29 protein-coding genes are annotated in these 24,046 nt (G+C 70.0%); 12 read left to right on the forward strand and 17 right to left on the reverse strand.

The genetic code is table 11. The features are described from left to right. Positions 1–13 precede the first annotated feature (13 nt). From ABTU82_RS12385 to ABTU82_RS12395, 3 genes are read left to right on the forward strand one after another with little or no spacing between them, the layout of a single operon-like run. The gene (locus ABTU82_RS12385; protein ID WP_116646683.1) at positions 14–868 is read left to right on the forward strand and encodes a Sir2 family NAD-dependent protein deacetylase; all 855 of its coding nucleotides are present in this window, start codon (positions 14–16) and stop codon (positions 866–868) included. A 9-nt stretch (positions 869–877) separates the two neighbouring features. Continuing rightward, on the forward strand, positions 878–1,483 hold the full coding sequence (locus tag ABTU82_RS12390) for a histidine phosphatase family protein (protein WP_407173692.1): 606 nt from the start codon (positions 878–880) through the stop codon (positions 1,481–1,483). Positions 1,484–1,532: 49 nt separating this feature from the next. Further along, on the forward strand, positions 1,533–2,006 hold the full coding sequence (locus ABTU82_RS12395; RefSeq protein ID WP_116646685.1) for an Lrp/AsnC family transcriptional regulator: 474 nt from the start codon (positions 1,533–1,535) through the stop codon (positions 2,004–2,006). Here the strand turns inward: ABTU82_RS12395 and ABTU82_RS12400 are convergent. Next, positions 1,978–2,964 (reverse strand): EamA family transporter, encoded by a 987-nt coding sequence (locus ABTU82_RS12400; RefSeq protein ID WP_407173693.1) that lies wholly within the window; start codon positions 2,962–2,964, stop codon positions 1,978–1,980. The two genes, ABTU82_RS12395 and ABTU82_RS12400, sit on opposite strands and share 29 nt — an antisense overlap. Before the next feature lie 71 nt (positions 2,965–3,035). Between ABTU82_RS12400 and ABTU82_RS12405 the strand changes: the two genes are divergently transcribed. Continuing rightward, positions 3,036–3,599 (forward strand): CGNR zinc finger domain-containing protein, encoded by a 564-nt coding sequence (locus ABTU82_RS12405; protein ID WP_116646687.1) that lies wholly within the window; start codon positions 3,036–3,038, stop codon positions 3,597–3,599. On the opposite strand, the gene ABTU82_RS12410 is transcribed toward ABTU82_RS12405, so the two are convergent. Then, positions 3,559–4,452: an alpha/beta fold hydrolase gene (locus ABTU82_RS12410; protein WP_407173694.1), complete on the reverse strand. Its 894-nt coding sequence runs from the start codon at positions 4,450–4,452 to the stop codon at positions 3,559–3,561. The genes ABTU82_RS12405 and ABTU82_RS12410 overlap by 41 nt on opposite strands. Positions 4,453–4,527: 75 nt before the next feature. On the opposite strand from ABTU82_RS12410, the gene ABTU82_RS12415 reads away from it, so the two are divergent. Beyond that, a complete protein-coding gene (locus ABTU82_RS12415) occupies positions 4,528–5,250 on the forward strand; it encodes a 3'-5' exonuclease (RefSeq protein WP_407173695.1) in 723 nt (240 codons plus the stop codon). A gap of 48 nt (positions 5,251–5,298) precedes the next feature. On the opposite strand, the gene ABTU82_RS12420 is transcribed toward ABTU82_RS12415, so the two are convergent. The 3 genes from ABTU82_RS12420 to glgA all read right to left on the reverse strand — a co-directional run bounded on the left by ABTU82_RS12420 (position 5,299) and on the right by glgA (position 7,644). Further along, positions 5,299–5,550, reverse strand: coding sequence for a type B 50S ribosomal protein L31 (locus ABTU82_RS12420; protein WP_116646690.1), 252 nt, complete (start codon positions 5,548–5,550; stop codon positions 5,299–5,301). 111 nt (positions 5,551–5,661) lie between these two features. Further along, complete coding sequence (locus ABTU82_RS12425) at positions 5,662–6,447, reverse strand: ABC transporter ATP-binding protein (RefSeq protein ID WP_116646691.1); 786 nt, start codon at positions 6,445–6,447, stop codon at positions 5,662–5,664. 9 nt (positions 6,448–6,456) lie between these two features. Then, on the reverse strand, positions 6,457–7,644 hold the full coding sequence (gene glgA / locus ABTU82_RS12430; RefSeq protein WP_407173696.1) for a glycogen synthase: 1,188 nt from the start codon (positions 7,642–7,644) through the stop codon (positions 6,457–6,459). A 75-nt stretch (positions 7,645–7,719) separates the two neighbouring features. Between glgA and glgC the strand changes: the two genes are divergently transcribed. Then, positions 7,720–8,964 carry a glucose-1-phosphate adenylyltransferase gene (gene glgC, locus ABTU82_RS12435; RefSeq protein WP_116646693.1) on the forward strand — a complete coding sequence of 415 codons (1,245 nt, stop codon included), beginning with the start codon at positions 7,720–7,722 and terminating at the stop codon, positions 8,962–8,964. An 18-nt stretch (positions 8,965–8,982) separates the two neighbouring features. Here the strand turns inward: glgC and ABTU82_RS12440 are convergent, their stop codons facing one another. After that, positions 8,983–9,456, reverse strand: a complete 474-nt coding sequence (locus ABTU82_RS12440) for an S-ribosylhomocysteine lyase (protein ID WP_116646694.1) — start codon at positions 9,454–9,456, stop codon at positions 8,983–8,985. A gap of 94 nt (positions 9,457–9,550) precedes the next feature. On the opposite strand from ABTU82_RS12440, the gene serB reads away from it, so the two are divergent. Continuing rightward, positions 9,551–10,186, forward strand: coding sequence for a phosphoserine phosphatase SerB (serB, locus tag ABTU82_RS12445; protein WP_116646695.1), 636 nt, complete (start codon positions 9,551–9,553; stop codon positions 10,184–10,186). Between the two features lie 79 nt (positions 10,187–10,265). Here serB and fabG read toward each other — a convergent pair whose 3' ends face one another. Further along, positions 10,266–10,976 carry a 3-oxoacyl-ACP reductase FabG gene (gene fabG / locus ABTU82_RS12450; protein WP_116646696.1) on the reverse strand — a complete coding sequence of 237 codons (711 nt, stop codon included), beginning with the start codon at positions 10,974–10,976 and terminating at the stop codon, positions 10,266–10,268. Between the two features lie 124 nt (positions 10,977–11,100). On the opposite strand from fabG, the gene ABTU82_RS12455 reads away from it, so the two are divergent. The 4 genes from ABTU82_RS12455 to ABTU82_RS12470 are packed head-to-tail and all read left to right on the forward strand — an operon-like array spanning position 11,101 to position 13,015. After that, on the forward strand, positions 11,101–11,544 hold the full coding sequence (locus ABTU82_RS12455) for a DUF4190 domain-containing protein (protein WP_407173697.1): 444 nt from the start codon (positions 11,101–11,103) through the stop codon (positions 11,542–11,544). A 57-nt stretch (positions 11,545–11,601) separates the two neighbouring features. Further along, positions 11,602–11,967, forward strand: a complete 366-nt coding sequence (locus ABTU82_RS12460; protein ID WP_116646697.1) for a DUF3099 domain-containing protein — start codon at positions 11,602–11,604, stop codon at positions 11,965–11,967. Continuing rightward, a complete protein-coding gene (locus tag ABTU82_RS12465; protein WP_407173698.1) occupies positions 11,964–12,176 on the forward strand; it encodes a hypothetical protein in 213 nt (70 codons plus the stop codon). Before ABTU82_RS12460 ends, ABTU82_RS12465 begins: the two co-directional genes overlap by 4 nt. Further along, entirely contained in the window at positions 12,173–13,015 is an 843-nt protein-coding gene (locus tag ABTU82_RS12470; RefSeq protein WP_407173699.1) for an SURF1 family cytochrome oxidase biogenesis protein, read from the forward strand. Before ABTU82_RS12465 ends, ABTU82_RS12470 begins: the two co-directional genes overlap by 4 nt. Before the next feature lie 9 nt (positions 13,016–13,024). Here ABTU82_RS12470 and ABTU82_RS12475 read toward each other — a convergent pair whose 3' ends face one another. Continuing rightward, positions 13,025–14,623 carry an ABC-F family ATP-binding cassette domain-containing protein gene (locus ABTU82_RS12475; RefSeq protein ID WP_116646700.1) on the reverse strand — a complete coding sequence of 533 codons (1,599 nt, stop codon included), beginning with the start codon at positions 14,621–14,623 and terminating at the stop codon, positions 13,025–13,027. A 114-nt stretch (positions 14,624–14,737) separates the two neighbouring features. Here ABTU82_RS12475 and ABTU82_RS12480 point away from each other — a divergent pair, with 114 nt between their 5' ends. Next, a complete protein-coding gene (locus ABTU82_RS12480) occupies positions 14,738–15,364 on the forward strand; it encodes a biotin transporter BioY (RefSeq protein WP_407173700.1) in 627 nt (208 codons plus the stop codon). A gap of 59 nt (positions 15,365–15,423) precedes the next feature. On the opposite strand, the gene ABTU82_RS12485 is transcribed toward ABTU82_RS12480, so the two are convergent. Genes ABTU82_RS12485 through sufC form a run of 9 tightly spaced genes read right to left on the reverse strand, consistent with a single transcriptional unit; the run spans position 15,424 to position 24,037 of the window. Further along, complete coding sequence (locus tag ABTU82_RS12485; protein WP_407173701.1) at positions 15,424–16,458, reverse strand: ABC transporter substrate-binding protein; 1,035 nt, start codon at positions 16,456–16,458, stop codon at positions 15,424–15,426. A gap of 54 nt (positions 16,459–16,512) precedes the next feature. Continuing rightward, positions 16,513–17,337, reverse strand: coding sequence for an ABC transporter ATP-binding protein (locus ABTU82_RS12490; protein WP_116646703.1), 825 nt, complete (start codon positions 17,335–17,337; stop codon positions 16,513–16,515). Further along, positions 17,334–18,368 carry a FecCD family ABC transporter permease gene (locus ABTU82_RS12495; protein WP_407173702.1) on the reverse strand — a complete coding sequence of 345 codons (1,035 nt, stop codon included), beginning with the start codon at positions 18,366–18,368 and terminating at the stop codon, positions 17,334–17,336. The genes ABTU82_RS12490 and ABTU82_RS12495 overlap by 4 nt, the downstream gene beginning before the upstream one ends. After that, positions 18,365–19,378 carry a FecCD family ABC transporter permease gene (locus ABTU82_RS12500; protein ID WP_116646705.1) on the reverse strand — a complete coding sequence of 338 codons (1,014 nt, stop codon included), beginning with the start codon at positions 19,376–19,378 and terminating at the stop codon, positions 18,365–18,367. The genes ABTU82_RS12495 and ABTU82_RS12500 overlap by 4 nt, the downstream gene beginning before the upstream one ends. Continuing rightward, a complete protein-coding gene (locus ABTU82_RS12505) occupies positions 19,375–20,316 on the reverse strand; it encodes a siderophore-interacting protein (RefSeq protein WP_116646706.1) in 942 nt (313 codons plus the stop codon). The genes ABTU82_RS12500 and ABTU82_RS12505 overlap by 4 nt, the downstream gene beginning before the upstream one ends. 15 nt (positions 20,317–20,331) lie before the next feature. Then, positions 20,332–21,711, reverse strand: coding sequence for an MFS transporter (locus ABTU82_RS12510; RefSeq protein ID WP_407173703.1), 1,380 nt, complete (start codon positions 21,709–21,711; stop codon positions 20,332–20,334). Further along, positions 21,708–22,883: a MalY/PatB family protein gene (locus ABTU82_RS12515; RefSeq protein WP_116646708.1), complete on the reverse strand. Its 1,176-nt coding sequence runs from the start codon at positions 22,881–22,883 to the stop codon at positions 21,708–21,710. The genes ABTU82_RS12510 and ABTU82_RS12515 overlap by 4 nt, the downstream gene beginning before the upstream one ends. A 44-nt stretch (positions 22,884–22,927) precedes the next feature. Further along, positions 22,928–23,257 carry a metal-sulfur cluster assembly factor gene (locus tag ABTU82_RS12520; RefSeq protein ID WP_116646709.1) on the reverse strand — a complete coding sequence of 110 codons (330 nt, stop codon included), beginning with the start codon at positions 23,255–23,257 and terminating at the stop codon, positions 22,928–22,930. Positions 23,258–23,266: 9 nt separating this feature from the next. Continuing rightward, on the reverse strand, positions 23,267–24,037 hold the full coding sequence (sufC, locus tag ABTU82_RS12525; RefSeq protein ID WP_116646710.1) for a Fe-S cluster assembly ATPase SufC: 771 nt from the start codon (positions 24,035–24,037) through the stop codon (positions 23,267–23,269). Positions 24,038–24,046: the final 9 nt, after the last annotated feature.

Genomic DNA, 24,046 nt, shown 5'->3' on the forward strand with positions numbered 1-24,046 from the left:
CGGAGGTGGGCGCATGACGGCGGAGACGCAGGCGGATGCGGCGACGACCGCGGCGATCGAGGCGGCCGTGAAGGCCCTGTCCGGCCGTAGGATCGCGGTGCTCACCGGGGCCGGCGTCTCGACCGATTCCGGCATCCCCGACTACCGCGGCAAGGGCGCACCCGTGCGCACGCCCATGACCGTCACGCACTTCCTCTCGAGCGAGGACGCACGCCGCCGCTACTGGGTGGGCAGCCATCTCGGGTGGCGGACGTTCGCGGCGGCCAGGCCGAACGACGGTCACCGGGCACTCGCCAAGCTCGAAGATGACGGCGTCGCCGCCGGGGTCATCACCCAGAACGTCGACGGCCTGCACCTGCGCGCCGGCAGCAGGCGCGTCGTCGAGCTGCACGGGACGATGCGGCGGGTGTTCTGCCTGCAGTGCGGGCAGGTCTTCGACCGCCGCGATCTGGCCGAGCGGGTCGAGGCCGAGAACCCCTGGCTCACGATCGACGAAGACGTCCTCCTCGGCCCTGACGGCGACGTCCGCCCCGAGAGCGTCGAGGGATTCCGCGTGCCCTCCTGCAGCGTGTGCGGCGGGGTCCTGAAACCCGACGTCGTCTTCTTCGGTGAGTACATCCCGCCGGCGAAGTTCCGAGAGGCCGAGCAGTTGGTCGCGCAGAGCGACGCCCTGGTCGTGGCCGGCTCGTCGCTGGTCGTGAACTCCGGTATCCGGCTGGTCGAGCGCGCGCGGCGCCGGCGCCTGCCCGTGGTGATCGTCAACCGCGGCGAGACCAAGGTCGACGCGCGCGCCACGGTGAAGATCGATGCCGGCGCGAGCGAGGTGCTCACGACCCTCGCGGAGCTGCTGCGGCCGCCGGCTCGGTAGGCTCGAAGGGTGACGATCCTCACCCTTGTGCGCCACGGCGAGACCGACTGGAACCGCGACGGACGCGTCCAGGGATCGACCGACATCCCCCTCAACGACACCGGACGGCAGCAGGCCCGGGAGGCAGGACGGGCCCTCCGAGAGGTCATCGACGCGGATGCTGCGACCGTGGTCGCCTCCAGCGACCTCCTCCGCGCCGCGGAGACCGCAGACCTCATCGCCCAAGAGCTCGGCGCCGACGAGCCCCGGCGCTACCGCGGTCTGCGCGAGCGGGCCTACGGCGAGGCCGAGGGGATGACGGCGACCGACTTCCGCATCCGGTGGGGCGACTGGTACACGGCCGACGTCCCCGGAGCCGAGACCTGGGACGACCTGCGCGTGCGCGCACTCGAGACGCTCCGCCGCGCCGTCCAGGATGCGCGTCGCGCAACGTCCCCCGCCGCTCCCGCCCTCGTCGCGGTGGCCCACGGCGCTCTGATCCGCGAAGTGATCCGCCACGCGACCGGGGGCGAGCTGCCCATCCCCGGAGAGCGGCTGCCCAACGGATCCGCGCACACGTTCCTCGTGGAGCGCGACCGATTGCAGCTGCTGTCCTACGTCGCCGCACCGGTCTGACGCGCCCCGCGGATCGCGGGGTCCGCGTTCCCTGCTACCGTTTTCGCTCATGACCGCTCTCGACTCCGTCGATCTCGAGCTGCTCCGTGCCCTCGTCGACGACCCCCGCGCGACGGTCGTCGCCCTGGCCGATCGGCTCGGACTGTCGCGCAACACCGTGCAGACGCGGATGAGCCGACTCGAGCGCTCCGGCGTCTTCCACTCGTTCGAACGCACGTTCTCGACCGAGGCGCTCGGTTTCCCGATCGACGCGTTCATCAACGTGACGGTGCGCCAGGCAGAACTCCCCCGCATCAAGGCCGAGCTCGCCCGCGTCCCCGAAGTCCTGCAGGCCCACGGGCTGAGCGGACAGGTCGATCTGCTCGTGCGCGTCGCGTGCCGCGACGCGCAGCACCTCTTCGACACGGATGCGCGCATCCTCGCGATCGACGGCGTCGAGCGCACCGAGACCTCGCTCGCGATGGGCGAGGTCATCTCCTACCGCGTCGCGCCGCTCATGGGGCTGGCACGACCGGCACGATAGCCGCCTCCCCCTTCGGCGTTCCCGCACCGCGCGCGTCGAGCCTCACGCACACCACGCCCGCCAGGATCAGCGCGCCGCCGATCGCCTGCACGAGCGTCGGCGCCTCGCCGATGAGCAGCCAGGCGATCGCGCCGGCGAAAAGCGCCTCGGTGAGCCCGACGAACGACGCCAGGCGCGACCCGATCTTCGACACGGCGATCACACCGAACGCGTATCCGCACACCGTCGCGATGAGCACGACCCAGACGACCGGCACGATCCAGGGCACGGTGACACCGGCCAGCACGACGTCGACGGGCGGCGCGACGAACGGCAGCACACCCGTGACGACGAGTATCGCGAGGAGGAGCGCACCGGTCAGGAGCCCGCCGCCGGCCAGGGCCAGGGGCGGGATGGAGTCGCCCGTGCGCTCCGCGATGAGGAAGTAAGCGCCGAGACAGACCGCGGCCCCGAGCGCGCACAGCGTGCCGATCAGATCGAAGGACCCACCGGTCAGGTCGACCATGAGCAGAAGCCCTACGATCGAGGCGACCGACCCGATCACGACCACGCGCGACGGAGCGCGACGGGTACGCAGCCAGGCGAGCCCGACGAGGAGCACCGGCGCGAAGTACTGGATGAGCAGCGCTACACCGACCGGGATGCGCTGCATGGCCGCGAAGTAGAACAACTGGCACCCCGCGACGCCGGTCAGTCCGAATCCGACGATGAGCGGCCAGTGGCGACGGAGGAAGCCGCGCTCGCGGAGAACCGCCCGAAGGAACGGGTAGGCGAGGACGAGCGCGGCGCCCGATATACGCAGGAGCAACGCCGCTCCCAGCGACCAGCCCGCCTCCAGCAGCGGTTTCATGACCGCTCCGCTCGACGCGAAAGCGACGGCGGAGATGAGGCCGAGGAGCAGTCCGCCGGCGCCCGTGGCGCGGACGGTCGGAACGGGAGCGGTGAGCGAAGCGGTCATGGGTTCCGACTGTCAGGAGTGTCGAGTGATTACGATGGTGACACTAGCGTTTGCCGATGTCAGGAGTCAACATGGTTTTCATCCATGACACCCAGCTCGCCCTCGAGGCCGCCGTCGACCTCGTCAACACCGCCCCGGAAAGGTCGTCGGAGGGCATCGACGGACTGGTCGATCTGACGGATCTCGACCGATTCCTCGACGAGCGCCCCTACTCGGGGCGCCTGCAGCGCGACGCGGAGGAACTCGCGGCCATGCGAAGCATCCGCCCCCGTTTGCACGCCCTCTGGACCGTCGGTCGCGACGGAGCCGTGCCGCTCGTGAACGCGATGCTGAGCGACGGCCGAGCGCTGCCGCAGCTCGTCTCGCACGACGGGTTCGAGCAATGGCACATCCACGCCACCGACGACCAGGAGCCGCTCGTGACCCGCGTGCTGGTCGAGACCGCGATGGCGTTCGTCGACGTCATCCGCGCCGACGAGTACGACCGGGTGCAGGTCTGCGAGGCAGACGACTGCGCCTCGGTGTTCATCGATTACTCGCGGAACAAGTCCAAGCGCTACTGCGACACCGGCAACTGCGGCAATCGCATGAACGTCAACGCGTACCGGCGTCGGAAGGCGAAAGAAAACGCGTGATCGCGCCGGCGGCGACCGCCGGCGTCTCGTAGTGGATCAGGTGACCGACGTCCTCGATCTCGACGAGCTGGGCATCTGCGAAGAGGGTCGCCAGGGTCCGCTCGGCTTCGATCGGCGTGATGTCGTCCTTCTGGGCCGCCACCAGGAGCGTCCGGGTCCCGATGCGCGGCGCGAAGGCCCGAACATCGTTCGAGACCGAGGTCAGGAACGCATCGTGCAGCACGTCGCGATCGGCGAACCGCGAGAAGTAGGCGTCGTGCTGCTCGTGCACGAACCGGCGCAGCCCCTTGTCGCGCGTCTTGACCATCGCGAGGCTCATCCCCCGAACGACCAGCCGGTTGCGCAGCAGCGCGTCACCGAGCCGCGCGGGCAGACGTGCGCCGGCCCAGTAGTAGAAGACGGCCAGGCGGGTCAGGATGCCGCGGGGGCCCTCGAGCGCCGGAGCACCGATCGGGTTGACCAGCACGAGAGACGGGGTCTGGAGCCCGTCGGCCACGGCCGCGGCCGAGACGATGGAACCGAACGAGTGCCCGAGCACCACGGAACCGGGGGCGACGCGGTCGACGAACGACGACAGCCAGTCCACGTAGAGCACGAGGTCATGGCGACGATCCGGGATCGGCGGCGTCTCTCCGAACCCGGGCAGGTCGGGCGAGATCACCCGGAAGCCCTCGAGGTGGGCGACGACCGGCTCGAGGCCGTGGTGCTCGCCACGGAAGCCGTGGACGGCGACGATCGTCGTCGCAGCGTCCGCCGCGCCGTACTCCCAGTAGGCCGTCGTCGCACCGAGCACGTCGACCTCGTGCCGCCGCGCGGGTACTCGGTCGAGAAGGGCGGCATACGGGTTCGGCACCCGTCGAGTCTACGAGCAGCCCCCGCCCGGAGTGCCGTCGCGGCGATGTCCGGGCCGCCGCATACCGTGTGAGGCATGCAGCCGGATCCGCTCCCCCTCTTCCGGTCTCCGGAATGGGCACAGGTCGTCGGGGTCTTCGACCTGGAGACGACGGGTGTCGACGTGACGTCCGACCGCATCGTCACGGCCCATGTCGGCCTCCTCGACCAGCAGGGCGGGGTGCTCGCCGCGCGCGACTGGCTGGCCGACCCGGGCGTCGAGATCCCCACGGGTGCGGCCGCGATCCACGGCATCACGACGGCGCGGGCGCGCGCCGACGGGCGTCCCGCGCACCTCGTGGTCACCGAGGTGGTCGACGCGTTGCGCGCGCTGTTCACCGCGGGGATCCCGGTCGTCGCGTACAACGCGCCGTTCGACTTCTCGCTCCTGAAGAACGAAGCCGTCCGCCACGGCATCCCCCCGATCGAGAACCCCTCACCCGTCATCGACCCACTGGTGGTCGACAAGGCCTACGACCGTTGGCGTCGCGGCAAGCGCACCCTCTCGGTGGTCGCCGAGCACTACCGCGTGCGCCTCGACGACGCCCACGAAGCATCCGCCGACGCCGTTGCCGCCGGGCGTGTCGCGCAGGCCCTCGCGGAGCGCTATGCCGCCTGGCTGCCGCCCACGATCGAAGAACTGCACACGCGTCAGATCTCGTGGGCACGCGCGCAGGCGGCGAGCCTGACCGAGTACTTCGTCAGCATCGGCCGCCTCGACCCCGACGAGCCCCTCGACGGGTCGTGGCCCATCCGGTGAAACGAGAAACGGCCCCGCCGAAGCGAGGCCGTTGCACGGAGATCGGGTTCAGCTGCCGCCGAAGCCCTTGAAGCGCTGGTTGAACTTCTCGACGCGACCGGCCGAGTCCATGATGCGCTGCTTGCCCGTGTAGAACGGGTGCGACGCGGACGAGATCTCGACGTCGATGACCGGGTACTCGACACCGTCGAGCTCGATCGTCTTGTCGCTGGTCACCGTCGAACGGGTGAGGAAGGTCTCGCCGGAGCCGAGGTCGCGGAACACGACGGCGCGGTAGTCCGGGTGGATGTCAGTCTTCATGGGGGTCCTTTGAGATGAGGTGCCCTGGATTTGGCCAGGACCGTCAAAGTCGGCGGCGCGAATGCACCAGCGACCAAGTCTACCAGCCCGAGGGCGGGCGACGAAACACTGTCAGGACGCGGCACGTGCCGCGTAGCGGCCGGCGTCTTCGGTCAGCACGATCGGCACGCCGAATGTGGCCTCGAGGTTGGCCGACGTCAGCGTCTCGGGGATGGGGCCCGCAGCCGCCACAGCACCGTCGCGCAGCAGCATCACGTGGGTGAAGCCGACGGGGATCTCCTCGACGTGGTGGGTGACCATGACCATCGCGGGCGTGGTGGGCGCCTGCGCATACTCGGACAGCAGCGTGAGCAGCTCTTCTCGCGCGCCGAGGTCGAGGCTGGCCGTCGGTTCGTCGAGCAGCAGCAGCTCGGGGTCGGTCATGACCGCGCGGGCGATCTGGACGCGCTTCTGCTCCCCATCCGAGAGCGTTCCGAACGTGCGGTCGGCGAGGTGGTCGAGCTTCCACTCGGCCAGCACGCGTAGGGCCCGACGCTCGTCGATGTCTTCGTAGTCCTCGCGCCAGCGCCCGAGCACGGAGAACGCCGCGGTCAGCACGACGTTCAGCACCGACTCCTCGGGCGGGATGCGGCGAGCCATCGCCGACGAGGCGAACCCGATCCGCGGGCGCAACTCGAAGACGTCGGTGCGCCCCAGCTGCTCGCCGAGGATCGTGACCGTGCCCGAGGTGGGGTGCAGCAGCGTGTCGGCGAGCTGGAGCAGGGTGGTCTTCCCCGCTCCGTTGGGTCCGAGGACCACCCAGCGTTGATCGTCGTCGACCGACCAGTCGAGGTGCGACACGATCTCTCGGGCGTTCCGGCGGACGACGACGTCGGAGAACTCCAAGACTTGCGGCATCCCCCCAGCCTATCGGCCGGTCAGCTCGCGGTAGAGCTCCTCGGTCGTGTCGGCGATCTTCTGCCAGCTGAACTCCTCCGCCGCGCGCGTCCGGCCGGCCCGACCGTACTCCGCGGCCTTCTCGCGGTCGCCGACGACCTCGATCAGCACACGCGCGAGATCGTTCACGAAGCGTTCGGGATCGACGGGCGTGCCCGTGCCGTCCTGGGCCTGCTCGATCGGGACGAGGCGACCGGTCACCCCGTCGGCCACGACCTCCGGAATTCCGCCGGTGGCGGTGCCGACGACGGCCGCGCCGCACGCCATGGCCTCGAGGTTCACGATGCCGAGAGGTTCGTAGACGGACGGGCAGACGAATGCGGTCGCCGCGGTGAGCACGGCGCAGAGGTCGTGGCGCGACAGGTGCCGATCGATCCAGACGACGCCCTCCCGCGTCGACTGGAGACCGCGCACCAGCTCCTCCACCTCGGCCATGATCTCGGGGGTGTCGGGAGCGCCGGCGCACAGGATCACCTGAACCTCGGGGGGCAGCTGCTCGGCGGCGCGAAGGAGGTAGGGGAGCCCCTTCTGCCGCGTGATGCGGCCGACGAACACGACCGACGGACGAGCCGGATCGATCCCGTTGGCGGCGAGGAAGTCGGCGTCGACGACGGGGCGCCACGCATCGACGTCGATGCCGTTGTAGATGACGCGCACCTTCGCCGGGTCGAGGTCGGGATAGCTGCGCAGGATGTCGCGGCGCATGCCGTCGCTGACGGCGATGATCGCGGCGGCGCCCTCGTAGGCGGTCTTCTCGATGTAGCTCGAGACGGCGTAGCCGCCGCCGAGCTGCTCGGCCTTCCACGGACGAAGGGGCTCCAGGCTGTGGGCGCTGACGACGTGCGGGATGCCGTGGAGGAGCGACGCCAGGTGACCGGCGAAGTTCGCGTACCAGGTGTGACTGTGCACGAGGTCCGCCCCGGCGACATCGCCGACGATCTCGAGGTCGGTGCCGAGCGTCTGGATCGCCCCGTTCGCCGATGCGAGCTCGGAGGGGACCGCGTACGACGTGGTCTGCGCCTCGTCGCGAGGCGCGCCGAAGGCGCGCACCTCGACGTCTATCGATCGGCGCAGGGCACGAACCAGCTCGGTGACGTGCACCCCCGCGCCCCCGTAGATCTCGGGCGGATATTCCTTGGTGACGATGTCCACGCGCATGCTCGAACGCTAGTACAGCTGTCAAGGGGCGGAAAGCTGTGGTCCCCACATCGCGGACGGGCCTAGTGTGGTGCCATGCCTGCAGCGCCGAAGGTCTTCGGAATCATCCTCGCGGGTGGTGAGGGCAAGCGGCTCATGCCCCTCACCGCCGATCGCGCCAAGCCCGCCGTGCCGTTCGGAGGTCAGTACCGCCTGATCGATTTCGCGATCTCGAACCTCGTGAATTCCGGCCTGCGCCAGCTCGTCGTGCTGACGCAGTACAAATCGCACAGCCTCGACCGCCACGTCTCCCAGACATGGCGGATGTCTCCGATGCTCGGCGCGTACGTGGCGTCGGTGCCCGCTCAGCAGCGCCTCGGAAAGCGCTGGTTCTCGGGTTCGGCCGACGCGATCCTGCAGAGCATGAACCTGATCCTCGACGAGAAGCCCGACATCGTCGCCGTGATCGGCGCGGACCACGTCTACCGCATGGACTTCACGCAGATGCTCGACGCGCACATCAACTCCGATGCGCGCGCGACCGTCGCCGGCATCCGGCAGCCCATCGAGCTGGCGAACCAGTTCGGTGTGATCGACGTCGATCCGACCGACCCGACGCGCATCAGGCAGTTCCTCGAGAAGCCGCAGTCCCCGACCGGGCTCGCCGATGCGCCGCACGAGGTGCTCGCGTCGATGGGCAACTACATCTTCGACGCCGATGCCCTCATCGAGGCGGTGGAGTACGACGGAGAACTCCCCACGTCGAACCACGACATGGGCGGCGACATCGTCCCCTACTTCGTCGATCGCGGCGAAGCGGCCGTCTACGACTTCAAGCGCAACGACGTCCCCGGCTCGACCGATCGCGATCGCGATTACTGGCGCGACGTGGGAACGATCGAGTCGTTCTACGACGCGCACATGGATCTGATCTCCACGCTCCCGGTGTTCAACCTCTACAACACCGACTGGCCGATCTTCTCGCAGACCGTCAACTCGCCGCCGGCGAAGTTCGTGCGCGACTCGGTCGGGCGCATCGGCAACGCGATCGACTCGGTCGTCTCGCTCGGATCCGTGCTCTCGGGCACGCACCTCGAGCGCAGCGTCGTCGGGCCGTGGACTCTCGCCGGGGGCGGGTCGACGATCACCGACTCGGTGCTATTCGACTACGTGCGCGTCGGAGCCGGTGCCCGCATCCACCGCGCGATCCTCGATAAAAACGTGGTTCTCGCCGATGGAGCGACCGTCGGGGTCGACCGCGAACGCGATCTCGCCCGGGGCTTCACCGTCACCGACACCGGCATCACGATCGTCGCCAAGAACGCCCGCGTCGACCCCTGATCGGGGCCGACGCGGCGTTCAGACGCCGACGCGCTCGAAGGCGTCCCGGCTGATGCCCTGACGAAGGATCTCGGCCGACCACTCGCGCGCGGAGTGCAGGCTGTGGTCGCGGTAGTTGCCGCAGCTGAAGGCGTCCACACCCGGCACGTCGGACCATTCGGCGTCCTCGGCGATGAATCGCAGACCCTCACCGATCGCGGTGACGACGTCGGCGACGGCCGGCTCTCCCCACGTGATGAGGTGGAAACCGGTGCGGCAGCCGAAGGGCGAGATGTCGATGACCCCGTCGAGCCGGTCGCGCAGGAGGCTGGCGAGCATGTGCTCGATGGTGTGGAGGCCGGCGGTGGGGATCTCCCCCTCGTTCGGCTGAACGAAACGCACATCGAAATTCGCGATGACGTCGCCGCGCGGTCCGACTTCGGTGCCGATCAGCCGCACGTACGGCGCCTTGACGGCGGTGTGGTCCAGGGTGAAGCTCTCGACGTCTGCCATGGGGTTCCTTCCTCGGAGTGCACTCCCATTGTGGACCGTCGCTCAGAGCCCTGGCGCGACGCACGTCACGACAGGTCACGCTAGGGTCGAGCGCGTGTCTGCCGCCCGGTTCCTCGTCGTTCTCGACGCCGATTCCACGCTCATCCGCAACGAGGTCATCGAACTCCTCGCCGACGAAGCCGGCCGCGGTGCCGAGGTCGCCGCGGCGACGGAGGCCGCCATGCGGGGCGAGGTCGATTTCGCCACGAGCCTGCGAACCCGGGTCGCCGCGCTGGCCGGTGTACCCACGGCGGCGTTCGAACGGGTCGTCGCGCGCATCGAGCCGACCCCCGGGGTCCGCGAACTGATCGCCGGCGTGCACGATCGCGGTGGACGCGTCGGCGTGGTCTCGGGCGGATTCCACGAGATCCTCGACGTGATCGCGCCCGCACTCGGTGTCGACGTCTGGCGCGCCAACCGACTCGAGACGGCTGACGGGACGCTCACCGGAAGAGTCGACGGCACGATCGTCGACGGCGCGGCCAAGGTCGTAGCGCTGCGGGAATGGGCATCGGAGGCCGCCCTGCCGCGCGGGGCGACCATCGCGATCGGCGATGGCGCGAACGACCTCCCCATGCTGGCCGACGCTGGTCTCGGCCTCGCCTTCAACGCCAAGCCGACGGTGCGCGCGAACGCCGATCTCGTGATCGGTCGCGTCGACCTGCGCGAGGTGCTGCCTCTCCTCCCCTAGAGAACCGTCATCCGGTAGAGGGCCGTCATCCGGTCGAGGGCGGTGATGTGGTCGCCGCGCACGGAGTGGGTCGCGGGCGTCAGTGCCCCATTCCGAGACCGCCATCGACGGGGATCACTGCGCCGGAGATGTAAGCGGCAGCATCCGACGCCACCCAGGTGACGACGCCGGCGACCTCGTCGGGAGTCGCGAAGCGGCCCGCCGGGATGCTGCGCTTGTACTCGGCCTGCGTGTCTTCGGGGAGAGCGGCGGTCATGTCGGTCTCGATGAAGCCGGGTGCCACGACATTCGTCGTGATGCCGCGGGCACCGAGCTCGCGCGTCAGCGATCGGGCGAAGCCGACGAGTCCGCTCTTGGAGGCTGCATAGTTCACCTGGCCGGCGGATCCGTAGAGGCCGACGACACTCGAGATGAGGATCACGCGACCCCACCGGGCCCGCAGCATCCCCTTCGACGCGCGCTTGACGACCCGGAAGGCGCCGCCGAGGTTCGTCGCGACGACCGAATCGAAGTCGTCCTCCGTCATGCGCATGAGGAGGGTGTCCTTCGTGACGCCGGCGTTGGCGACGACGATCTCGATGGGGCCGAGGGCCGCCTCGACCTCGGTGAAGGCCGCGTCGACGGCCGCGGCGTCGGTCACGTCCGCGCGCACCGTGAGGGTGCCCTCGGGGCCCTCCCCCGAACGGGCGGTGACGGCGACCCGGTAGCCCTCTGCCACGAACCTCTCGGCGATGGCGCGGCCGATGCCGCGGTTGCCTCCGGTGACGAGGACGACGCGTTCGGTGGACATGGCACACTCCCTGGCCGGTGGACGGAACTGCCCCAGCCTAGGCGACCGGGCCACGCATGCCCGAGCGGGTTTGACACCGCATCCGCCCGCTGGAACTCTGGTCTCAGCGACAGAGAGGCTTGACGTGAGCGACGAGAACCCGAACGGCTCCCCCGCAGGTGCACCCTCGAGCCCACCGCCTCCCGGTTATCCCGGGGCTGCCGCCCCGCAGGCTCCCTACGGAGCGCCGGCGTACCCCCCGCAGCAGCAGCAGCCGTACGGTTACGGAGCGCCCTATGGCTACGCCCCGAAGACCAACTCGCTCGCGATCGTCTCCCTCGTCTCGGGCATCGCCGCGTTCGTGGTCCTGCCGCTGATCGCGTCGATCGTCGCCGTGATCACCGGTCACATGTCGCTCAAGCAGCTGAAGACCAACGGCGAGGCCGGTCGCGGCATGGCCCTCGCCGGCACCATTCTCGGCTGGGTCGGCATCGGCTTCGCCGTGATCGGCATCATCTTGCTCGTCATCTGGGTCATGTTCATCGTCGGGGTCGCCTCGAGCGGCACGTCGTATTACGACTACTCCTGAACTATCTGACGTTGTTCCGGCGCCGCGCGCGGTTCGCAGGCGTAATCTTGAGGGATCGTGAAAACGACCACTCCCTCCGCGACTTCGCTCCCGGTCGCCCCCAAGGACGACGCGGGCTCCCGTCTCACCAAGTACATGGTGATGATGGGTATCCGTCTCGCCTGCATCGTGGCGATGGTCCTCGTCCAGCCCTTCGGCTGGTACACCTGGCTGTTCGCGCTGGGCGCGGTCGTTCTGCCGTACATCGCCGTCGTGATCGCCAATGTGGGCTCCGACGTACGACGCACGAACGTGGAGAGCCCGGAGCGGATGCTGGAGTCGCCGCCGACGGTCTCTCCGGTCGTGCCGGCGCCGGCCGGGCCCACGGTGTTCCGCATCTCCGAGACCCCTCGTCTGACGCCGGGATCGGAACCGAAGCCGTGACGGCGGAGTGCTCGCGGGCCGGCTGCCGCGACGCATCCGCCTGGGTCGTGGCGTGGCGCAACCCCCGTATCCACACCACCGATCGCCGCAAGCTGTGGTCGGCGTGCGACGCCCACGTCGACTTCCTGCGCGATTACCTCGCTGCCCGCGACTTCCCCGTCGAGGTCTCGCCCCTGGCCCCGGTCTCCGAGGAGGGCTCACCCCGATGACCGATCGCGCACGCCCCGCCGCGCTGCGGTGGACGGGCTACGTCGCCGTCGCGATCGTATTCGCGATCGCCTGCGGTTTCCTTTCGCACTGGCAGTTCACCCGCAATGAGGAGCGCGCCCGCCAGCTCGCTCTCGTCGACGCGAACTATGACGCCGAACCCGTACCGCTCAGCGACGTGATCCCCGCCGGCGCCGACCTCGACCCCGCCGACGAATGGACGCCGGTGATCCTGACCGGCGCCTATCTGCCCGACGACGAGCTCCTCGTCCGCAACCGCCCTCACGGCGGAACGGCCGCGTTCGAGGTGCTGGTTCCCTTCCGCCTCGACGACGGTCGTGTCATGATCGTCGACCGCGGCTGGGTGCCACCGGGCGATCCTGACCCCGAGCCCGACGCGGTCCCCGCTCCTCCGACCGGGCAGACCACCGTCGTCGTGCGGCTGAAGCCGGGAGAGATGGTTCCCGCCTCCGGTCGATCGGCCGACGAAGGCCAGGTGGCCACCATCAATCTCCCGACGATCGCCGACGTCGTCTCCTCCGGTGACGCGGTGCTGACCTCCGCGTACGGTCAGCTCGTCTCGGAGGATCCGGCGCCCGCGGTGGTGCCCGGCGCGCTGCCGTCGCCGACGGAGGATCCCGGGCCGCACCTGTCGTACGCGATCCAGTGGATCCTGTTCGCCATCATGGGCTTCGCGTTCATCGGCTACATCATCGTGAGCGAACGGCGCATCCGTCGTGAGGAAGCCGACGAAGCCGCGGGTAAGACCCCCAGGCCCCGACGTGAGAAGCGCCGAGACAACGACGCCGACGTGGAGGACGCCCTGGTCGACTCGCGCTGACCGCTCGGGTCAGGCGAGGGTGATCAGGTCGGCGTAGTCGCGACCCCAGATGTCTTCCACCCCGTCGGGGAGGATGAGCACGCGCTCCGGGTTGAGCGCCTCGACCGCGCCCTCGTCGTGCGACACCAGGACGACGGCGCCCTCGTAGTGAGCGAGCGCGCCGAGGATCTCTTCCCGCGACGCGGGATCGAGGTTGTTGGTGGGCTCGTCGAGGAGGAGCATGTTCGCGCTGGAGACGACGAGCGTCGCAAGCGACAGACGGGTCTTCTCGCCACCGGAGAGCACGCCCGCAGGCTTCAGCACGTCATCGCCGACGAAGAGGAACGACCCGAGCACCTTGCGCGCATCCGTCGCCGTGATGTGGGGAGCCGCCGACATCATGTTCTCGAGCACCGAGCGCTTCACGTCGAGGTTTTCGTGCTCCTGGGCGTAGTAGCCGACCTTCAGGCCGTGCCCCGGCTCGATGACCCCGGTGTCGGCCTTGTCGACGCCGGCGAGGATCCGCAGCAGAGTCGTCTTCCCCGCACCGTTCAATCCGAGGATCACGACTTTCGAGCCCCGATCGATCGCCAGGTCGACGTCGGTGAAGATCTCAAGCGATCCGTACGACTTCGACAGACCCGAGGCCATGAGCGGGGTCTTGCCGCAGGGTGCCGGCTTCGGGAAGCGCAGCTTCGCCACGCGCTCCTCCTGACGCACCTCGTCCAGACCCGCGAGCATCTTCTCGGCCCGCGCGACCATCTGGTGCGCGGCGGCCGCCTTGGAGGCCTTCGCACCGAACCGCGCGGCCTGCTGCTGGAGCACCGTCGCCTTCTTCTCGACGTTCGTGCGCTCCTTCTTGCGGCGCTCCTCGTCGGCCACCCGCTGGCGCAGGTAGTTCTTCCAGTTCATGTTGTAGACGTCGATGACCTGACGGTTCGCGTCGAGGTAGAACACGCGGTTCACCGTCTCGCCCACGAGCTCGACATCGTGGCTGATGACGATGAGCCCGCCCTTGTAGCCCTTCAGGAACTCGCGCAGCCAGACGACGCTGTCGGCGTCGAGGTGGTTCGTCGGCTCGTCGAGGATCATCGTCTGGGCGTCGGAGAAGAGGATGCGTGCGAGCTCGATACGGCGACGCTGACCGCCCGAGAGGGTCTTGAGCGGCTGATCGAGAATGCGGTCGGGCAGCGACAGGTTGTTCGCGATCGATGCTGCCTCCGCCTCGGCAGCGTACCCACCGAGCCCTTCGAATCGCTCGGTGAGCGAGCTGTAGCGCTTCATCGCCTTCGCCGCGACGGCTTCGTCGGGGTCGCCCATGAGCAGCGACGCCTCCTGCATGCCGATGGCGAGCGAGCCGAGACCCCGCGCGTCGAGGATGCGCGTGCGCGCCAGCATCTCGGGGTCGCCGCTGCGCGGGTCCTGGGGCAGATAGCCGAGCTCGCCGGAGCTGTCGACGCTTCCGGCCGCCGAGATCAGATCGCCCGCGAGCACCTTCGTCAGCGTGGTCTTGCCGGCTCCGTTACGGCCGACGAGACCGATCTTGTCGCCGTCGCTCACGCGGAACGAGACGCCCGACATCAGCACGCGCGCTCCGACGCGGATCTCGAGGTCATGCACGGCGAGCACAGCGAACGTCCGATCTTCTGGTGGGAATAGGTACACAAGCGGCCAACGGCCAGCCCCCTAGTATAAGTCGCGATGCCCGCCGAACCTTCCGCGAGCAGCTCACGAAGGAGCCTCATGTCCGTCGCCTCCCCGCTCGGCCGCCGCGTGCTGGCCGACCTCCTCGCCCGCCCGTCGACCCGCGCCCGCGCTGTCGCGCTCGACGCGACCCTCGTCCTCACGGGCGCCCTGACCGTCGCCGTCCTCGCCCAGGTGGAGGTGCCGCTGTGGCCCGTCCCCATCACCGGCCAGACGCTGGGCGTCATCGTCGTGGGCGCAGCGCTCGGCGCGCGCCGCGGCGCGCTCTCGCTGCTGAGCTACCTCGGGCTGGGCCTCATCGGCCTCCCCGTCTTCGCCGGGCTGTCCGGGGGCCTGGCCTCCGTCGCCAAGCCCAGCTTCGGTTTTATCATCGGTTTCGTGTTCGCCGCGTTCGTCGCCGGATGGTTCGCCGAGCGGTCGTGGGACCGACGCCCCGTCCTGGCATTCGCCGGGTTCGCCGCGGCCAGCGTCGTGCCGTTCCTCGTCGGCGTGCCCTACATGGCGTTCATCCTGAACAGCGTGCTGGGCCTCGGCTACGGGCTCGGCGACGTCCTCGCCGTCGGCGTGCTGCCCTTCATCGTGGGCGGTATCGTCAAGGCCGCGCTCGCGGCCGCGATCGTCCCCGCCGCGTGGGCCCTCGTCCGCGCCGCCGACCGGCGACGCTGACCTGGAGCACGACGAAGGCGCCCACCCGGCATACCGGATGGGCGCCTTCGTCGTCACGGTCAGCCCTTGGCGACAGCGGTGGCCTCGGCCAGCTGCTCGACGATCGTGGGCAGGATGAAGGGGAACGTCAGCGCGGTCGGCGAGACGGCGGCGACGTTCTCCTCGCCGACGATCGCGGCGACGGCGCCCGTGGCGACGGCGGGGATGAGCCGCGTGCGGTCGGACGTCAGGAACGTCTCGAGAGCGGCCTCGTCGTCCACCTGCGTGAAGATCACGTCAGCGTCGATCGAGTCGAGGTTCTCGCCGCTGACCGTCGCGTAGAAGCTCCCGGAGCCGTCGTCGAGCGCGGCGACGGAATCGGAGGTGACGAAGCCGAGGTCCTCGAGGATCTCCACGCGCGGGTCGGCGGGGAGGTACAGGTAGAACGTGTCGACGCTGTCGGAGGCGTACGCGATCGTGGTGCCGGCGAACTCCGGGTGCTCAGCCGCCGCTGCGGCGACCTGGTCGTCCATGTCGGTGATGATCTGCGCAGCATCCGCTTCACGACCGAGCGCTGTGCCCGTCTCGGTGATGACGTCGCGCCACGGAGTGGTCCACACGCCGTCCGTGGGTGCGACGACCGGCACGCCGGCGCCGGTGATCGCGTCGTACTCCTCCTGGGTCAGGCCCGAGTAGGGGGCGATGACCACGTCGGGGTCGGTCGCGAGCAGCTCCTCGACCGGCACCTCGCCGGAGGCATCGAGGATCACGGGTGTCTCGCCGCCCAGTTCATCGAGGGCGTCCTTCACCCACGGGGTGATGCGGTCGTCTCCCCCGCCGTAGTCCATCGAAGCGATGGCGACCGGAACGATACCGAGGGCGAGCACGGCGTCGGTGGAGCCCCAACCCCACGTCGCGATACGCTCGGGGGCCGACTCGATCACCGTCTCGCCGTACATGTTCGTCATCGTCACCGGGAAGGCCTCGGATGCCGCGGAGTCAGACGCTGACGAGCCGGCTCCGGTCTCGGTGGCGGCCGTCGAGCAGGCCGACAGGGCGATGGCGCCAGCGGCCAGAGCCGCGGCGAAGGCGATCGCACGGGGGGTGCGGGACATGGGGTTTTCCTTTCGAACGCGGAAACGGGTTCCGCCGGGTGGGGGTTTCGGGGATCAGGTGGGGTCGGGCGTCAGGTGCGCGCCGCCCGGGCGCGGCACGACGAGAGGGGTGCCGGTGAGCGGGTCGGGCATCACCAGGGCATCGAGCGCGAACGCGTCCGAGACGACCTCCGCCGTCAGCACTTCGCGCGGGTCGCCTTGGGCGACGATCCGCCCCTCGCACATGACCACGAGGTCGTCGGCGTACCGCGCGGCGAGGTTCAGCTCGTGCAGCACCACGACGATCGTCGTTCCATGGGCGCGGTTGAGCTCGACGAGGAGGTCGAGCACCTCGAGCTGATGGCTCAGATCGAGGAACGTCGTCGGCTCGTCCAACAGCAGGATCTCGGGATTCTGGGCGAGAGCCATCGCGATCCAGACCCGCTGGCGCTGCCCTCCGGAGAGGTCGCCGACGGGCCTGTCGGCGAGGGCCTCGACCCCGGTCAGCCGCATCGCGTCGTCGACCTGCGCCGTGTCGGCGGCACTCCATCGCTCGAAGACGCCGCGGTGCGGGTGGCGTCCGCGTGAGACGAGCTCCCCGACGGTGAGACCGTCGGGGGCGATCGGATGCTGCGGGAGCAGCCCGACGCGCTGGGCGAACCGTCGTCGGGGAATGCTCGCGACGTCGACCTCGTCGAGGAGCACCTCGCCGCCGAGCGGGGCGTGCAGACGCGCGAGCACGCCGAGGAGGGTCGACTTCCCGCACGCGTTCGCGCCGATGATCATCGTGATGCGACCGGGGGTGACGTCGAGGTCGAGGTTCTCGATGACCCGCCGGCCCGGGTAGCCCGCGTCCAACGACCGCGCGCTCAGGCGCGGCGGAGTGGGGGAAGCGCTCATACCTGACGCCCTTTCGTCGAGGCCAGAAGCCACAGGAGGAACACGGCGCCGAGTGCCCCGGTGACCACGCCCACCGGGAGCGAGAGGCCGGGGAGCGCGAACTGCGCGATCAGGTCGGCGGCGACGAGGAGGGCTGCTCCCGTGCCAGCGCTGGTGCCGATCCCCAGCGCCCCGTGGCCGAGGAGCGATCGCGCGATCGGGGGCGCGCACAGCGCGACGAAGGAGATCGGCCCTGCGAACGCGCAGGTGACGGCGGTGAGGAGCACGGCGCAGACGACGGCCACCCAGCGCACGGTCGTCGCGTTCACTCCGAGACCCGAGGAGGTCGCCGGGCCGAGCTGGGTGATGGGGAGCCATCGGGAGACGAGAGCGACGAACGGCGCGCACGCCAGGGCGACGACGAGGACGACGAGCACCTGCCACCACGCGCTCGACGACAGCGATCCGGTGATCCACACCAACGCCGCCTGCGCGAGCTCGAGCTGCGCGCGGGCCATCAGGAAGTTCGTGATCGCGACGCAGAGGAAGGCCACACCGATGCCGGCCAGGATGAGGCGGAATCCTCCGTCCGAGAGCCGGCGTCCGGCCGCGAGGAGGAAGATCGCCACGGCCAGGCCGCCGACGAAGGCCGCGGCGGCCAGCAGCGGCCCGGTCAGCCCGAGCACGATCAGCACGAACAGCGCACCGACGCTGGCACCACCGCTGATGCCGAGGAGATCGGGACTCGCGAGCGGGTTTCGCAGCAGTGTCTGCAGGAGCGCCCCCGCGGTGCCGAGGCAGACGCCGACGAGGACGCCCATCACGACACGCGGCGCCCGCACCTGGAACAGCACGTATGCCTCCACGCGCTCGCCGCCGCCCCAGAGGGTGCGCCACAGCTGCACGGGCGAGAGGGGGTAGTCGCCGAGGGAGAGTCCGAGCACGACGACGACGAGCAGCGCCGCCGACACTCCGGCGATCGCGACGACGCGGCGACGGCGCACGCGCCCGCGCACGAGCGCGAGGGGCGACGGAGTCTCGACGGCGGTCACAGCGCGACCCTCCGGCCTCGGAGCACGAGCGCGATCAGCGCGGGTGCGCCGACGAACGCCACCACGATGCCGGCCTGCACCTCACCGGGCAGCGCGATCACCCGGCCGATGACGTCGGCAGCGAGGAGGAGCGATGCGCCCACCGGGATGCTCAGCGCGAGGAGCGGGCCGTGGCCTACGCCGACGAGAGCGCGCAGGAGGTGCGGAACGAGCAATCCTACGAACACGATCGGCCCGGCCAGAGCGGTCGCTCCCCCGCACAGGAGCACAGCCGCCAGAATGCCGAGACCGCGCGTGCGGGCGACGTTCTGCCCGAGACCGGCTGCCGTGTCGCTCCCGAGCGACAGCAGGTCGAGTCCGCGCCCGCTGGAGAGCGCGAGGACGGCGCCCACGGCGACGGGCAGGGCGGCGACGGCCACGGTGTCGAGTCCGCGGGTGGTCAGACCGCCCACCTGCCAGTAGCGGTAGACGTCGAGGGTCGCGGCCGACGTCGTCAGCATGAACGTCGTGATCGCGATGAGGCCCGCGGTGACCGCCGCGCCCGTGAGCGCGAGCTTGGCCGGGTTGTCGCCGTCCGGGCCGCGTGTGCCGATCACGGCGACGACGACAGCCGCGACGGCGGCGCCGACGAAGGCGAACCAGACGAATCCGCTCGGCTGCGAGATCCCGAAGAAGGTGATCGCCACGAGCACGGCGACCGAGGCGCCCGCGTTGATACCGAGCAGACCGGGGTCTGCGAGGGGGTTGCGCGTGAGCCCCTGCATCAGCGTGCCGGCGAGAGCGAGGGCGGCACCGGCGATGAGTCCGATGGCGGTGCGAGGGATGCGCTGGGTGACGATGACCACGTGATCGGCCACCGTGGGGTCGAACGCCGTCAGCGCCTGCCACACGATCGTCGGCGACACCGAGCGTGCACCGATCAGAAGACTGCCCGCGACGGTGAGCGCCAGGACGACGACAGCACTGACGGCGACGAGACGCAGACGCCTCGCCCGGGACGTGGTCGTCATGCCTGCCGTTCTGCTTGCCCGAGCCGCCAGTAGCCCATGAAGGCCACGCGCTTGCGGTCGACTCCCCCCGTGGTCACCAGCATCCGGCGCAGCGTCTTGATCGTCGCCGCCTCGCCCGCGAACCACGCGTAGAACTCGCCTTCGGCGTCGTCGGGACTGTCCCAGATCAGGTCGCGGTCGACGTCGACGTCGGCGACCACCTGCGGTCGCGGCGCGGCAGCGCGCGTCAGCACGTCACCGGATGCTGCGCACCATCCCTCGAGCGCTGCGATGAGCCGCGCGCCGTGCGGGGCATCGTCGCGCGCGATCCAGGTGACGCGGTGAGTGCGGGGCACCTCCAGGGGCAAAGCGTCGCGGCCCGTCGGCACCTCGAGGAACGCGTCGACGTCGACTCCGGCCGGGAGCGACTCCAGGATCGCGCTGATGGCGGGCACGGCCGTCTCGTCACCGGCGAGCAGCAGCCGCCGGGCCGTACCGGGGTGGAAGTCGAGGCCGAGCCGCGAGTGATCGCTGCGCTCGTCTGGCCCGACGATGACGAGCTCCTGGCCGGGGCGCGCGTGCGCGGCCCACTCCCCCGCCGGCCCCGCGTCGTGATGCACCACGAAGTCGACGTCGATCTCGCGGGCCTCGGGCGCGACACGACGGACCGTGTAGGTGCGCAGCGGGCTGCGCTCACCGGTCGGTACGTCGCGCCAGCGCTCGTACCACGCGCCCGTCGCGATGGCCTCGTCGTCGCGCTGGCCCACGTCGGTGATGGTCCCGTCGGCAAGCGGCAGGAGGAGCTTCACGCGCTGGTCGAGGCCGGCCGTCCCGAAGTCGGCGAAGTCGTCGCAACCGAAGGTCACGCGCACGAACGACGGCGACAGGCGGCGCACCGCGCGCACCTCGGCGCAGTAGGGCCGGTAGGACGGACGGCTCGAGACGACGACGGAGGACACCTCGTAAGGGTAGCCTTACCTGCCCGGATGTTCCAATCGACTCTCGATCGGCGCCGTGGTGCGCGTTGCGGGAATGCCGCCCGCGAGGGCGATCAGGGTCGACAGGAGGAAGGCTCCCACGAACCCCAGGACTCCCCCGCCGAGTGCCACGACGACGATCCCCGCTGCGGCGATCGCGGTCGCGGCGCCCGTCGCCTCGGCGATCGACAGGGCAGCGGAATTGCGCCCCTGGTCAGCCTCCGTCGAAGCGGCCAGCATCAGCATCGTGATCCGCGGGTACAGGAGCCCCATCCCGCCGCCGCCGAGCGTCCACGCGACGATGAGCACGATCGGCGGCAGGTGCAGGGCGACACCCGCGGTCACGACGGCCATGGCGATGATCGTGACCGCCAGTCCACCCCCGAGAATGCGCCGGTCACCCCAGCGATCGCCCACCCGCCCCTGCGCCTCCGAACCGGCCGCCCACATCACGGCGGCCCCTGTCAGGGCGAGCCCGGCCCAGATCGGCGAGAACCCGTAGAGGTCGATGAAGACGTAGGGAACGTAGATCTCCGCGCTGAAGAACGCGCCGGCCACGGCCCCGCGCAGCAGGATGACGCTCGGCAGACCGCGGCCGCTTCGTAGCGTCCGCGGGGGAAGGAGCGGTCGGATGGCCACCACCACGACGACGGCGCCCACGATGACGAGGAGGGCCGCGCCCGTCCCCGATTCGGCGGCGATGCTCAAGACGAGTACGCCCGCGGCGACGGCCACGGCCCACAACAGGCGCCCGACGAACGGAACGCGTTCGGTGTCGTCCGCGAAACGCAGCTCGGGGCGGGACAGGCGGGGCAGCAGCAGAGCGTAGGCGGCGGCGGACAGCACCACGACCCCGAGGAACACCCAGCGCCAGTGGAGAAGCTCGGTCACCGCCCCGGCGAGGAACGGGCCGACCAGCGCCGGCAGCACCCAGGCCGCCGCGAACGCGGCGAGGATACGACCGTGCAGAGCGGACGGGTAGACCCGTGCGATGACGACGTACAGCGACACGGTCATGCCCCCGGCGCCCAGTCCCTGGAGCAGTCGGCCCACGATCAACGCGACCATGTCGGGGGCGAGGCCCGCCACCAACAGACCGGCGACGAACAGCACGACGGCCGCCGAGAGCGGTACCGCCGGTCCCGAGCGATCGGCCCACGACCCGGCGCACACCATTCCGATGACCGATGTCGCCAGCGTGCCGGCGAACGCGAGCGCGTACAGCGCCTGCCCGTCGAGGTCCGCAGCGATCACGGGCATGACCGTGGTGACGGCAAGGCTCTCGAGCGCAGCGAGGAACACCAGGGCGACCGAGCCAAGACTCACCCACCCGAACGGCGACTGCCAGATCCCCGGTCCGTGGAGGCGGCCGCTCACCTGCTCACGAGGGCGCCGACGCGCTCGACGGCCTCACGCAGCACGTCCGGCGAGCATCCGAAGTTGATGCGCACGTGCCCCGCCCCCTCGGTTCCGAAGTACGGGCCGACGTGGAACGCCACCTTGGCCTCCCGGCGGATCTTCGCGGCCGGGTTCTCCCCCCACCCGAGCTCCGTCAGGTCGACCCAGGCGAGGAAGCCCGCGTCGGGGATGCGGTAGCGAGCGGCGGGCACATGCTCGGCCAGCAGGTCGGCGAGCAGCCGCCGATTGTGGTCGAGCGCGGCGTGTAATCCGTCGAGCCATTCATCGCTCTCGGGTGCGAAGGCGGCGATTCCGGCGAGGGCGCCGAACAGGCCCGTGCGCCACTCGACCTCCCACGGCAGCGCCTTCACGACCGCCGCGGTGCGCTCATCCGCGGTCACCATGAGCGCACACTTCAACCCGGCGAGGTTGAACGCCTTGCTGGCGCTGGTGACGGCGTAGCCGATGCGCGCGGCGTCGTCGGACGCGTCGAGGAACGGCGTGAACCGCACCCCGGGGTGGACGAGCGGCGAGTGGATCTCGTCGCTGACGACGGCGGCGCCGTGGCGTGCGGCGATGCGCGCGAGTTCGGCGAGGTCCGCTCGGGTGTGGACCGTCCCGGTGGGGTTGTGCGGGTTGCACAGCAGCACCGCGCGGGCACCGGCGGCGAGAGCCGCTTCGATCCCGGCCAGGTCGAGACGCCAGCGGCCGTCCGCGTCGTCGGGCGACGGAGCCACGAGAGGCACCCGCTCGACCTCGGCGCCGGCCTCGCGCACGGTGTCGAAGAAGGGCGGGTACACCGGCGGGGTGATCACGACCCGGTCGCCGGGCGACGTCACCGCCCGCAGGAGCTCGACGACCCCGACCATCACGTCGCCGGTGGTGCGCACCCGCGCCGGGTCGACGGTCCATCCGAACCTTCGCGCCGCGAAGCCCGCGAAGGCGCGTGCGATGCCCGGATCCGGCGGCGTGTAACCGGTGTCTCCGAGACGGACCGCCCGCTCGAGCGCAGCCGAGATGGCCGGCGCGAGCGGGAAGTCGGTCTCCGCCACGAAGAGCGGGAGGACGTCGGCGGGATAGGTCCGCCATTTGGAGCTGGAACGCTGCCGGAGTTCGTCGAGGGGAAGGGCGCGAAGGGGCGTGACGCTCATCCCGCGAGCCTACCCGCGCCCTCCGGGTCGGATGGAGTCGTGCGTCAGATGGCGAAACCGAGCGCGCGCATCATGTCGCGCCCGTCATCGGTGATGCGCTCGGGACCCCACGGCGGCATCCAGACCCAATTGATCCGGAATCGGTCCACCACGTTGTCGAGCGCCTGCGCGGTCTGCTCTTCGAGGACGTCGGTGAGCGGGCAACCGGCGGAGGTGAGCGTCATGTGGATGATCAACGCATCGTTCTCGTCGTCCCACGCGAGGTCGTAGATGAGACCGAGGTCGACGACGTTGATCCCGAGCTCGGGATCCATCACATCCTTCAGCGCCTCGGTGACCTCGTCGTACTTGTCGGCCGTGATCGTTGCGGTCATGTAACGATTCTACGCTTCCACAGGGCTGTCGGCCGGGATGAACCGGTCGTAACCCTCGTTCTCGAGCCGGTCGGCGAGCTCGGGGCCGCCTTCCTCGACGATCCGGCCGGCGACGATCACGTGCACGAAGTCCGGGCGGATGTAGCGGAGGATGCGGGTGTAGTGGGTGATCAGGAGCACACCGAGGTCGCTCTTGCCCTTGGCGCGATTGACGCCTTCCGAGACGATCTTGAGCGCGTCGACATCGAGTCCCGAGTCGGTCTCGTCGAGGACGGCGATCTTGGGCTGGAGGAGTTCGAGCTGGAGGATCTCGTGGCGCTTCTTCTCACCGCCGGAGAACCCCTCGTTGACGTTGCGCTGGGCGAACTTGTCGTCCATGCGAAGGTCCTTCATCGAGGCCTTGACGTCTTTGGTCCACGACCGGATGCTGGGCGCCTCGCCGTCGATCGCGGTCTTCGCCGTGCGCAGGAAGTTCGTCACGGTGACGCCGGGGATCTCGACGGGGTACTGCATCGCGAGGAACAGGCCCGCGCGGGCGCGCTCGTCGACGGTCATCGCGAGGACGTCGTCGCCGTCGAGCGTGATGGAACCGCTCGTGACGGTGTACTTGGGGTGACCGGCGATCGTGTACGCGAGCGTCGACTTGCCCGAGCCGTTGGGGCCCATGATCGCGTGGGTCTCGCCCGTGCGGATGGTCAGTGTGACGCCGTTGAGGATCGGGGTGGTGCCCGCATCCGTCTCCACGGTGACGTGGAGGTCTCGGATCTCGAGAACAGTCATGTCGGTTTC

This window comes from Microbacterium deferens (assembly GCF_045517775.1).
Lineage (GTDB): Bacteria > Actinomycetota > Actinomycetes > Actinomycetales > Microbacteriaceae > Microbacterium.

Bases quoted from the DNA above. Each gene is read 5' to 3' on its own strand.
- ABTU82_RS12385 (WP_116646683.1), top strand. From the start codon at position 14: ATGACGGCGGAGACGCAGGCGGATGCGGCGACGACCGCGGCGATCGAG.
- ABTU82_RS12395 (WP_116646685.1), top strand. From the start codon at position 1,533: ATGACCGCTCTCGACTCCGTCGATCTCGAGCTGCTCCGTGCCCTCGTC.
- ABTU82_RS12400 (WP_407173693.1), bottom strand. From the start codon at position 2,964: ATGACCGCTTCGCTCACCGCTCCCGTTCCGACCGTCCGCGCCACGGGC.
- ABTU82_RS12405 (WP_116646687.1), top strand. From the start codon at position 3,036: ATGGTTTTCATCCATGACACCCAGCTCGCCCTCGAGGCCGCCGTCGAC.
- ABTU82_RS12415 (WP_407173695.1), top strand. From the start codon at position 4,528: ATGCAGCCGGATCCGCTCCCCCTCTTCCGGTCTCCGGAATGGGCACAG.
- ABTU82_RS12420 (WP_116646690.1), bottom strand. From the start codon at position 5,550: ATGAAGACTGACATCCACCCGGACTACCGCGCCGTCGTGTTCCGCGAC.
- ABTU82_RS12425 (WP_116646691.1), bottom strand. From the start codon at position 6,447: ATGCCGCAAGTCTTGGAGTTCTCCGACGTCGTCGTCCGCCGGAACGCC.
- glgA (WP_407173696.1), bottom strand. From the start codon at position 7,644: ATGCGCGTGGACATCGTCACCAAGGAATATCCGCCCGAGATCTACGGG.
- glgC (WP_116646693.1), top strand. From the start codon at position 7,720: ATGCCTGCAGCGCCGAAGGTCTTCGGAATCATCCTCGCGGGTGGTGAG.
- ABTU82_RS12440 (WP_116646694.1), bottom strand. From the start codon at position 9,456: ATGGCAGACGTCGAGAGCTTCACCCTGGACCACACCGCCGTCAAGGCG.
- fabG (WP_116646696.1), bottom strand. From the start codon at position 10,976: ATGTCCACCGAACGCGTCGTCCTCGTCACCGGAGGCAACCGCGGCATC.
- ABTU82_RS12470 (WP_407173699.1), top strand. From the start codon at position 12,173: ATGACCGATCGCGCACGCCCCGCCGCGCTGCGGTGGACGGGCTACGTC.
- ABTU82_RS12480 (WP_407173700.1), top strand. From the start codon at position 14,738: ATGTCCGTCGCCTCCCCGCTCGGCCGCCGCGTGCTGGCCGACCTCCTC.
- ABTU82_RS12485 (WP_407173701.1), bottom strand. From the start codon at position 16,458: ATGTCCCGCACCCCCCGTGCGATCGCCTTCGCCGCGGCTCTGGCCGCT.
- ABTU82_RS12490 (WP_116646703.1), bottom strand. From the start codon at position 17,337: ATGAGCGCTTCCCCCACTCCGCCGCGCCTGAGCGCGCGGTCGTTGGAC.
- ABTU82_RS12500 (WP_116646705.1), bottom strand. From the start codon at position 19,378: ATGACGACCACGTCCCGGGCGAGGCGTCTGCGTCTCGTCGCCGTCAGT.
- ABTU82_RS12515 (WP_116646708.1), bottom strand. From the start codon at position 22,883: ATGAGCGTCACGCCCCTTCGCGCCCTTCCCCTCGACGAACTCCGGCAG.
- ABTU82_RS12520 (WP_116646709.1), bottom strand. From the start codon at position 23,257: ATGACCGCAACGATCACGGCCGACAAGTACGACGAGGTCACCGAGGCG.
- sufC (WP_116646710.1), bottom strand. From the start codon at position 24,037: ATGACTGTTCTCGAGATCCGAGACCTCCACGTCACCGTGGAGACGGAT.